This window comes from Palaeococcus sp. (in: euryarchaeotes) (assembly GCF_053987695.1).
The window spans coordinates 1-8,516 of record NZ_JBMXHE010000069.1; the positions used below are offsets into that span (position 1 = coordinate 1).

Below are 8,516 nucleotides of genomic sequence, written 5' to 3' on the forward strand. Positions count from 1 at the left end.
AACTGGAGCATTTAAAACCCTTCAATGTTGAGAAGAGAGTAGGCATTGACTACAGGTGCACAATCATAGAGCCCGGGCACAGGGAACTCGATAGAACCAATGCTTACCTGCACGGGAAGATAGGGACCACGGGAAGCGGTTGCGGTCCAGCAAATGCAGATAGGGTTATGAGGAAGGCCAGACAGGCAAAGGACATTAAGGAGCTCGAGCCGTACTTAACGGACGTTGCTCAGGAGGTTAACGACGCTTTAGATGAAGGAAAACTAATCCTCATTGAGGGAACTCAAGGCTTTGGATTAAGTCTCTATTATGGTTCATATCCTTATGTTACATCAAAGGATACGAGCGCTTCAGCAATAGCGAGCGATGTGGGCGTTGGACCGACAAGAGTTGATGACGTGATTGTGGTCTTCAAGAGCTTCCCAACGCGCGTTGGTGCGGGCCCATTCCCAACGGAGATGAGCGAGGAAGAAGCGGATAGAATGGGACTTGTGGAATATGGAACCGTCACGGGGAGGCGTAGGCGTGTCGGCTGGTTTGACTATGAATTTGCCAAATACTCGGCGAGGGTCAACGGTGCCACAGTGCTCGCGATAACGATGCTCGACAAGTACGACAAGGATGCATTTGGAGTCAACGACTTTGAAAAGCTCCCTCAAAGGGCTAAAGAATTTATATGGGAAATTGAGGAGCGCGTGGGTGTTCCCGTTGGGCTCATAAAGACGGGTCCAGAGATGGAGCATATAATCGATTTGAGAGAGAACATTTGATTTCCCTTCTCCCCATTCAATTATTCAAAAAGCTTTTATTTTGGGGTAGCTAGTTAGTAGCGAGGGCCCGTGGCTTAGTATGGATAGAGCGTCGCCCTCCGGAGGCGAAGGTCGCGGGTTCAAATCCCGCCGGGCCCGCCATTCGCTCTTTTAAAAGCCCAATTTCCATTAACTTCTCCCTACCAAGCCAGTTGAATAATTTAGAGCCTCACACAAACCCTCGAATACTTCTCTGCCAAAACTAGTATAACTCTTGCAAGAGGAACGATTGATATGATAGTTTTCGTAGCCATTCAAGCCTCTTATGCTCTAGTTATGGAATTTATAAAAAGCTTTTAATAATTTAAGGAAAACATTCAATTTGGTGGGTTGATTATGAACGTGGTGCGAACGGGATTAAAGGATGTAGATGCTGCGTTAGGGGGAGGGGTTGTTGATAGAGGGAACTTGTTGATAGCGTATGACAGAAGGTCTCTAGGCTGGATATTAGGCTTAAGAATATTTAAAGCTTTAATAGAAAATGGTGCGATTGGAGTTGTTCTTAACACCGTGTTGCCTGTTTCAAAACTTGAATTAAGATTAGAGCGTGCAGGAGTGGATCTCCACAAGACTGGGGAGGAAGGAAAGCTTTATGTTATTGATCTCTTTGGTTCCAAATATGAGATTTATTCTAAAGAGCCGTACATTTTTCAAATACAAGATTGGAGCGATGAAACAGGTCTCGCAAAATTGATCAATTTGTACCGTGAATTAAGTTCGAGGATTTCTAAGGATGCATTAGTTGCGGGCCTCATAACCACTATGGAAGGAACGTATCATGAGTTTGGTGAGAGAATGATGAACAGGATAGTCCGAGCATCTATTGCGAGTTTTGAGAGGGAACCTTTAAGTGATCTCAGGATTATTACGATCTCACTCTTGAATAAGGAGGCGGTCCCGGATTACATTAATGCTTGGCTTTTCAGTCTAAATGATCAGGTCATCGAGTTAATTTCACACGTAAGTTCTATGGGTATGGAGGAGACTATTTTGGTTCCTAAATCCGTGCTTCCGGGCTTCACACCCTGCCATTACAGGGTTGTGCTCTCAAAAGAGCAGTTCATTAAACTATTTTGATATTTTAAATTTTTAATTTTAATCTTTTAAATTCTCAGCTATTTTGAACAGGATTTAATGGTTTTTCAAACCATATGGAAACATTGAGCCTGTGAGAATGATCGGTTCTTTGAGTGATGGCACTGATACTCATGATTAGAGAAGCAAAAAATAGAGGGGTATCTAAGAAGCCCTTCTCCCGTGCACTTTTCTAATCCTCACTTTTGCAATTCTCTCGATATGCTTCAGTCTGTGGGATTCCCATGGGGTTACGAAGGTTATCGCCTTACCCTTCTTTCCTTCCCTTCCCGTCCTCCCGATCCTGTGAACGTATGCCTCGGGATTCTGGGGGAGAGAGTAGTTTATGACATGTGTTAAATCTTTAACATCTATTCCTCTGGCAGCCACGTCCGTAGCCACGAGAATTCTAGTTCTTCTCTTCTTAAAACGCCTTAAAACACTCTCCCTGGCTTTTTGAGTCATGTCTCCATTTAAAGCCTCTGCTCTATAGTTGAGCCTCGCAAGCCTTCTTGCAAGCTCCTTTGTTTCCCTCTTCGTTTGACAGAAGATTATTCCATAAAAATTGCCATTGAGAATTCTGCGGAGTGTTTCGAACTTTTTCGATGGATGAAGTTCAAAGTATTCCTGCTCCACGAGTTCGGGAGTCAGGCTTTTTTCTCCTGTCCTTATGACCTCATAATCCTTTAAGTAGCGTCCCGCGAGCCTCAAAATCTCCCGTGGAATCGTGGCGGAAAACATGAAAACGCGTTTATTCTCATTCGTATGTTCCAGTATGCGCTCAATATCCTCTATAAATCCCATATCGAGCATCCTATCCGCCTCATCGAGAATGAAATATTCCACGTTCTCAAGTCTCAAAGTGCCCCTCTCTATGTGATCAAGCACCCTACCCGGGGTTCCAACCGCTATGTGAACACCTCTTCTCAAAGCTCTAATCTGAGGTCCTATGGGATGACCACCGTAAACTGGAAGAATCTTGAGTCTTTTTCGACCCTTTAGCGAGTTTATCTCGTCAGCGACCTGAATGGCAAGTTCCCTTGTGGGTGTGATTATAATCGCCTGAACGCTTCTATTTTCCTCCTCCACAAGCTCAACTAGAGGAAGTCCAAATGAAGCTGTTTTGCCCGTCCCTGTCTGGGATTGTCCTATTAAGTCTTTATCGCCCTTTAAAAACCGGGGAATTATTTCCCTTTGAATTTTAGTTGGTTTTTTAAAACCTCTATCCCTCACGGTACGTAGGGCATCCTTTGAAAGTCCTAAGCTGTTAAAATTCATCTTTTTGCCTCTTTTCAATTTCGTCATAGAACAGCAATCTGGCGGGCCGGCGGGGATTCGAACCCCGGACCTGCGGGTTAAGAGCCCGCTGCTCTAACCAGGCTGAGCTACCGGCCCAAGATGCGTCCAATCCATAAGAGTGGAAAATCATTTATAAATTTTTCGGCAGAGGGAACAGAAAAGTTTATAAGCCCGTTTGGATGGAGAATAACACGGCTCGCGCGGGGGTTGCCGAGCCTGGTCAAAGGCGCAGGATTGAGGGTCCTGTCCCGCAGGGGTTCGTGGGTTCAAATCCCACCCCCCGCACCAGACTTCTTGGACTTTAAAATTTGCCAATGCCGTTCTAATGGTATTCCATCAATTCAATGCCAGCTTATTCCCGATTATGTGTGTTCTTGAGCCCTCTCTTTTCATGGCAGGGGCCGCTTTTATAGAATTTCCGAAATTTCTGTTTTTCCAGAAGGGATATTTAGTGCCGGGGGCGGGCTTTGAACCCGCGACCTCTCGGTTTCCCAGGCTTCCCCGAGGGGAAGCGCCCTATGAGCCGAGCGCTCCGACCAGGCTGAGCTACCCCGGCGCGCCCAATATAGCTCGTGAACATTGATTTTTAAAGTTTTCGCTTTATCGAATGTTGCTACCGGTGTATCAAATGCTCTCAAGTATCAAATTGAGGAGCCGCTCATCGTTTACGGCTATCAAATTTGTCTTTTCTGAGGCGTTTAAACCGAATTTGAGTTCTTCTCCCCTGTCATCTCTTATTATGGCTCCCGCCTCCTTTGCTATGACAATTCCCGCTGCTATATCCGTGGGCCTGACGTAGTTCCTTATGTCCACAACTCCATCTATTGCCCCTTTGGCTAGGTAGGCGAGCTCCACGGCAACAGCGCCCAGAACCCTGCTTCTCTTGATTTTCGTTAAAATCTCAATCCCCCTCCCCCTTGTATAGAGATCCAGGGCAATAAGCCTCTCATTCATAGGTCTGACATGTATCTCCCTTCCGTTGAGGTACGCTCCTTCACCGGGAATCCCCTCATAAACATCCCTGGTTATGAACTCGTATATCATGGCATAGACTGGTTCTTCTCCTTTGAAAACTGCAAAGCTGAACCCAAAAACGGGTATTCCATTTATGAAGTTATAGGAACCATCGAGGGGATCAACAATAACGGTATATCCGCTCTCTTTATCTATGCTGCCTATCTCCTCGCTGACTATGTTCACATTCAGAGGCTTTAGATAGTTTAGAATTACATTTTCAGCCTTTTTATCCACGAGTTTCGTTTGGTCACCGCTGGGGCTTATCCCTATGAACTCCCCGGCCTTGGCTTTTCCAAAAAGAGGCATTATCTCATTCTCTATCTCCTTCGCAATCTGAATCGCAATTTCATTCCACTCATACATCCTCAAACCCCCATGAGCATTCTAAGAAGGTTTCTGGTTCCAGGAGCAAAGCCGAGTATGAAGATCACCATCTTTATAAAATCCATGAGCTCTTTGTCGCTTTCTGTCTCCTCTATCTCGCCCATCAGGTAGAGAGCAATCAGGAGAACCGTGAACTTTAAAAGATACATAATCGCAGCCGTGCCCGTGAAATTTATCAAATACCTTGGAAGTACATGCTGTTCCCAGTAGCCCATAAAATCAACGCCCACAAACGTTGTCGTCGCATCGTAGAAATGGGCGTAAAAGAGATATGAATTGTCCCTTACAAGGCGGATTTTCTTTGTTAGGAGATATATCACACCTTCAGCCAGCAGCACAAAAGGTATAAAATATTTTAAGGGCTCTGCCGTGAGATTCACCCTGTCCAAATGTGTGATGAGGAGGAAGAAATCAATACCAATAAGGCTCCATCCGGTGTATAGGAATATCCTGCGCCAGTCCTCAAAGAACCTGTGGGTTATAAGGAGGGAGGAGAAGGTTATTACGCCCATGACGAGATATATGCCCGGCGTTACGGTTAGAAAAGTTCTTGGAATTATCGTGGCATCCGTTAAAGCCCTTGAAAATGACCCGAGGATCATGTAGGGAATGAGGGCTCTAAAGAAAGCGTTGTCATATTTTATTCCCATTCTCTTGAGGACTTTATATGCCCCCAGTGAGGCGAGACCGAGAATAAGGGCATAGGTCAGGGTGTTAACCGTGTTATAACCCGTGTTGTAGAGTATGGGGTTCACAAAGTATTCCTTGAAAATTCCACCGATGCTCATTCTACCACCACCCTTTGTTCTCCTATAACGTTAAAGCTTTTTCTACCCAATGTTTTTAAGTTTGGAAGGACTAAGTAGTTTAGGAGTGATGCTCATGCACCTGATGGAGCTTCCAAGGGAGGTAATTCTGGGTGAGAATTTGAAGGATAAAGTAAATGAAGTTGCAAAAAGGCTAAAATTGAGTGAAAGAGTCCTGATCCTCTATGGAAAGAGAACGAAGGAGATAGCGGGTTCTGAAGTTGAAAGGCATTTGAGGAAGGAGTTCATTGTTTATTCTCTCACGATAAAAGGTGCAACGATGGATGAGGTCAAAAGAGTGGTAAACCTTATTGAAAATGAGGATATAGGGTGGATCATTGGCGTTGGCGGCGGAAGCATAATAGATGTTGCAAAGCTTGCATCATTCAGGAAGGGTATTCCGTTCATAAGCTTCCCCACGACGGCTTCTCACGATGGAATAGCGAGCGCAAACGCTTCGATAAAGGATCTCGGTGCTAAGACGTCAATAAAAGCTCGTCCTCCAATTGCCATCATAGCGGATGTTAAGGTTATTAAAACGGCGCCATATCGCTTTTTGGCCGCTGGTGTTGGTGATATGATATCTAATTTAACGGCAGTTAAAGACTGGCAGCTGGCGCACAAACTTAAAGGCGAGTATTACAGTGAATACGCCGCTTCTCTCTCCCTCATGAGCGCCAAGATGGTAATTAAAAACGCCGACATAATCCGTTTGGGCAATGAGGAGAGCGTTAGAAAGGTCGTTAAAGGTTTGATATCAAGTGGTGTCGCCATGAGCATTGCAGGGTCTTCAAGACCCGCCAGCGGAGCGGAGCACCTATTTAGCCATGCCTTGGATATGCTCTTGGAAAAGCCGGCACTTCACGGCGAGCAGTGTGGGGTGGGAACAATAATAATGGCATACCTCCACGGCTTGAACTGGAAAAAAATCAGGGATACATTAAAAAGAGTGGACGCACCTACAAATGCATACGAACTGGGGATTGAACCGGAGTATATAGTGGAAGCTCTAACCATTGCTCATACAATAAGACCCAACAGATACACAATATTGGGGAAGGAAGGTTTAACAAGGGAAGCCGCCGAAAAAGCGGCTAAAATAACAGGTGTTATATGATCATCTTTCATTGAGGAGGTGTTAAAATGGTGGTCACGTTAGTTGGGGAAAAGCTTGCAAAACCAGGGGTAGAGTTCATCTATTATGGACCTGCTGACCCATGCAAAACATGCAGGCTTGCAAGAGTCTGCGTTGGAAATTTGGAGCCCGGAAGGAGGTATAAGGTTCTGAGGATCAGAAATATAGAGCACTCCTGCCCTCTCCATGAAGGCAAGGTTAGGGTGGTCGATGTTATAGAGCCTTCCATTGAAGTTGCAGTGGATCCTAGATATGCCATCGTCGGTTCCAGGATAACCCTAAATTTCATCGAATGCGATGATCTGGAAAAGCAGAATGTTATTAAGCCGGAAGGGCTTTTTGAGGGGGACGTGGTCAAGATACTTGAGATAACCGGGGAGCTAGAGTGCAATGGTAGAAACTACAAAATTGTAAAGGTCATGCGCGAAAAGGAGTAAGGGACTCTTTTCATCACCATCATAAAAACCCTTTTTAACTTCTTTTTTGATTATCCTCTGGTGATAGCATGGACTGCACGAGAGATTATTGTGTTAGGGACATTAATCTGGCACCAGAGGGAGAGAAGAAGATAGATTGGGTCTCTCGCTTCATGCCTGTTTTACAGAGCATAAGGAAGGAGTTTGAGAAGGAAAAGCCCTTTAAGGGATTGAAGATTGCCACTTGTTTGCACTTGGAGATGAAGACGGCATTCCTATTATTGACGCTCAAAGCTGGGGGAGCAGAGGTTTCCGCCACCGCCAGCAATCCATTGAGCACGCAGGATGACGTTGTGGCGGCTTTGGCAAAGAACGGAGTTAAAGTATACGCCATTAGAGGAGAGAACAGAGAGGAGTACTACGAAAACATGCACAAGGCTTTGGACATCAAGCCAAACATCCTCATAGACGACGGCGCGGACATGGTCTCAACGGTGCTTAAGGAGAGGCAGGAATTGATAGAAAACATCTGGGGTGCAAGCGAAGAGACCACAACGGGTGTGATAAGGCTTAGGGCGATGGAGAAGGATGGAGTGCTTAGATTCCCAATCATAGCCGTTAACGACTCATACACCAAATACCTCTTTGACAACCGCTACGGAACGGGTCAATCAACATGGGACGGCATAATAAGGAGCACAAATCTCCTCATAGCTGGTAAAAACGTCGTTGTAGTTGGCTACGGCTGGTGCGGAAGAGGAATAGCCATGAGGGCTAAGGGTCTTGGAGCTACTGTTATAGTCGTGGAGGTTGACCCAATTAGGGCTTTAGAGGCAAGAATGGACGGCTTCTTAGTGATGTCAATGAGCGAAGCCGCTAAAGTTGGAGACATATTCGTAACATCAACGGGAGACATAAACTGTATCAGGAGAGAGCACTTCGAGGTCATGAAGGACGGAGTAATAATGGCAAACGCTGGCCACTTCGATGTTGAGATAAGCAAGCCAGACCTGGAGAGCTTGGCTGTGGAAATAAACAATCCAAGGCCACACATCACCGAGTACAAGCTCAAAGATGGAAGGAGGCTCTACCTCCTTGCGGAAGGGCGTTTGGTGAACTTAGCGGCAGCTGATGGGCACCCAGCTGAGATTATGGATATGAGCTTCGCTTTGCAAGCGATGGCGGCTAAATACATCAGGGACAAGCATGAGAAGCTCGAAAACAGGGTCTACGTCCTCCCAAGGGAGATTGACGAGATGGTCGCGAGTATTAAGCTCAAAGCCATGGGCATTGAGATTGAGCAGCTCACCGAAGAGCAAAAGAAATATCTGGAGAGCTGGGAGCACGGGACATAATTAGAGACGAATTAAAGTTCAAATGGGAAGCAAAAATGAACTGGCAACTCGCTTTAGAAAAGCCCCTTTAGGAATGGGAGACGATCATCCTTTCAGAGAATATTGATTGGCATGAGGGGAAAATGTTTTTGAATGCCATGCAGGGAATTTATGAGAGGATGGGGAGATTTAACATCGATGGCTGGCGTTTAAAAACAAAAACGGAGGTTTAGAGATGGAAA

The 8,516-nt window shown here is 45.6% G+C and carries 8 protein-coding genes and 4 tRNA genes; 7 read left to right on the forward strand and 5 right to left on the reverse strand.

Annotated elements, in window-relative coordinates:
- The 3 genes from ACXJGZ_RS05925 to ACXJGZ_RS05935 form a co-directional block, all read left to right on the forward strand.
- Positions 1–770 (forward strand): adenylosuccinate synthetase (locus ACXJGZ_RS05925; protein ID WP_456398608.1); only part of this gene is annotated, 770 nt, incomplete at its 5' end.
- 63 nt (positions 771–833) lie between these two features.
- Positions 834–911 (forward strand) — tRNA-Arg (locus ACXJGZ_RS05930).
- A gap of 234 nt (positions 912–1,145) precedes the next feature.
- Positions 1,146–1,886, forward strand: a complete 741-nt coding sequence (locus ACXJGZ_RS05935; protein WP_456321473.1) for a hypothetical protein — start codon at positions 1,146–1,148, stop codon at positions 1,884–1,886.
- 162 nt (positions 1,887–2,048) lie between these two features.
- On the opposite strand, the gene ACXJGZ_RS05940 is transcribed toward ACXJGZ_RS05935, so the two are convergent.
- Together ACXJGZ_RS05940 and ACXJGZ_RS05945 are read right to left on the reverse strand one after the other, a co-directional pair.
- Entirely contained in the window at positions 2,049–3,161 is a 1,113-nt protein-coding gene (locus ACXJGZ_RS05940) for a DEAD/DEAH box helicase (RefSeq protein WP_456398610.1), read from the reverse strand.
- A 39-nt stretch (positions 3,162–3,200) separates the two neighbouring features.
- Positions 3,201–3,278: transfer RNA gene (locus ACXJGZ_RS05945), tRNA-Lys, on the reverse strand.
- A 104-nt stretch (positions 3,279–3,382) separates the two neighbouring features.
- Between ACXJGZ_RS05945 and ACXJGZ_RS05950 the strand changes: the two genes are divergently transcribed.
- Positions 3,383–3,470, forward strand: a tRNA-Leu gene (locus ACXJGZ_RS05950).
- 164 nt (positions 3,471–3,634) lie between these two features.
- Here ACXJGZ_RS05950 and ACXJGZ_RS05955 read toward each other — a convergent pair.
- From ACXJGZ_RS05955 to ACXJGZ_RS05965, 3 genes are all read right to left on the reverse strand, one after another.
- Positions 3,635–3,738 (reverse strand) — tRNA-Met (locus ACXJGZ_RS05955).
- A 68-nt stretch (positions 3,739–3,806) separates the two neighbouring features.
- A complete protein-coding gene (locus tag ACXJGZ_RS05960; protein ID WP_456326594.1) occupies positions 3,807–4,562 on the reverse strand; it encodes a bifunctional fructose-bisphosphatase/inositol-phosphate phosphatase in 756 nt (251 codons plus the stop codon).
- A gap of 2 nt (positions 4,563–4,564) precedes the next feature.
- Positions 4,565–5,371: a DUF63 family protein gene (locus ACXJGZ_RS05965; RefSeq protein WP_456321475.1), complete on the reverse strand. Its 807-nt coding sequence runs from the start codon at positions 5,369–5,371 to the stop codon at positions 4,565–4,567.
- 94 nt (positions 5,372–5,465) lie between these two features.
- Here ACXJGZ_RS05965 and ACXJGZ_RS05970 point away from each other — a divergent pair, with 94 nt between their 5' ends.
- The 3 genes from ACXJGZ_RS05970 to ACXJGZ_RS05980 all read left to right on the forward strand — a co-directional run bounded on the left by ACXJGZ_RS05970 (position 5,466) and on the right by ACXJGZ_RS05980 (position 8,295).
- Positions 5,466–6,506 (forward strand): NAD(P)-dependent glycerol-1-phosphate dehydrogenase, encoded by a 1,041-nt coding sequence (locus ACXJGZ_RS05970; protein WP_456321483.1) that lies wholly within the window; start codon positions 5,466–5,468, stop codon positions 6,504–6,506.
- 26 nt (positions 6,507–6,532) lie between these two features.
- Positions 6,533–6,961 (forward strand): UPF0179 family protein, encoded by a 429-nt coding sequence (locus ACXJGZ_RS05975; protein ID WP_456321476.1) that lies wholly within the window; start codon positions 6,533–6,535, stop codon positions 6,959–6,961.
- Positions 6,962–7,029: 68 nt separating this feature from the next.
- Positions 7,030–8,295 (forward strand): adenosylhomocysteinase, encoded by a 1,266-nt coding sequence (locus tag ACXJGZ_RS05980; RefSeq protein ID WP_456321477.1) that lies wholly within the window; start codon positions 7,030–7,032, stop codon positions 8,293–8,295.
- Positions 8,296–8,516: the final 221 nt, after the last annotated feature.

Coding starts and splice junctions, on each gene's coding strand:
- ACXJGZ_RS05935 (WP_456321473.1), top strand. CDS start 1,146: ATGAACGTGGTGCGAACGGGATTAAAGGATGTAGATGCTGCGTTAGGG.
- ACXJGZ_RS05940 (WP_456398610.1), bottom strand. CDS start 3,161: ATGAATTTTAACAGCTTAGGACTTTCAAAGGATGCCCTACGTACCGTG.
- ACXJGZ_RS05960 (WP_456326594.1), bottom strand. CDS start 4,562: ATGTATGAGTGGAATGAAATTGCGATTCAGATTGCGAAGGAGATAGAG.
- ACXJGZ_RS05965 (WP_456321475.1), bottom strand. CDS start 5,371: ATGAGCATCGGTGGAATTTTCAAGGAATACTTTGTGAACCCCATACTC.
- ACXJGZ_RS05970 (WP_456321483.1), top strand. CDS start 5,466: ATGCACCTGATGGAGCTTCCAAGGGAGGTAATTCTGGGTGAGAATTTG.
- ACXJGZ_RS05975 (WP_456321476.1), top strand. CDS start 6,533: ATGGTGGTCACGTTAGTTGGGGAAAAGCTTGCAAAACCAGGGGTAGAG.
- ACXJGZ_RS05980 (WP_456321477.1), top strand. CDS start 7,030: ATGGACTGCACGAGAGATTATTGTGTTAGGGACATTAATCTGGCACCA.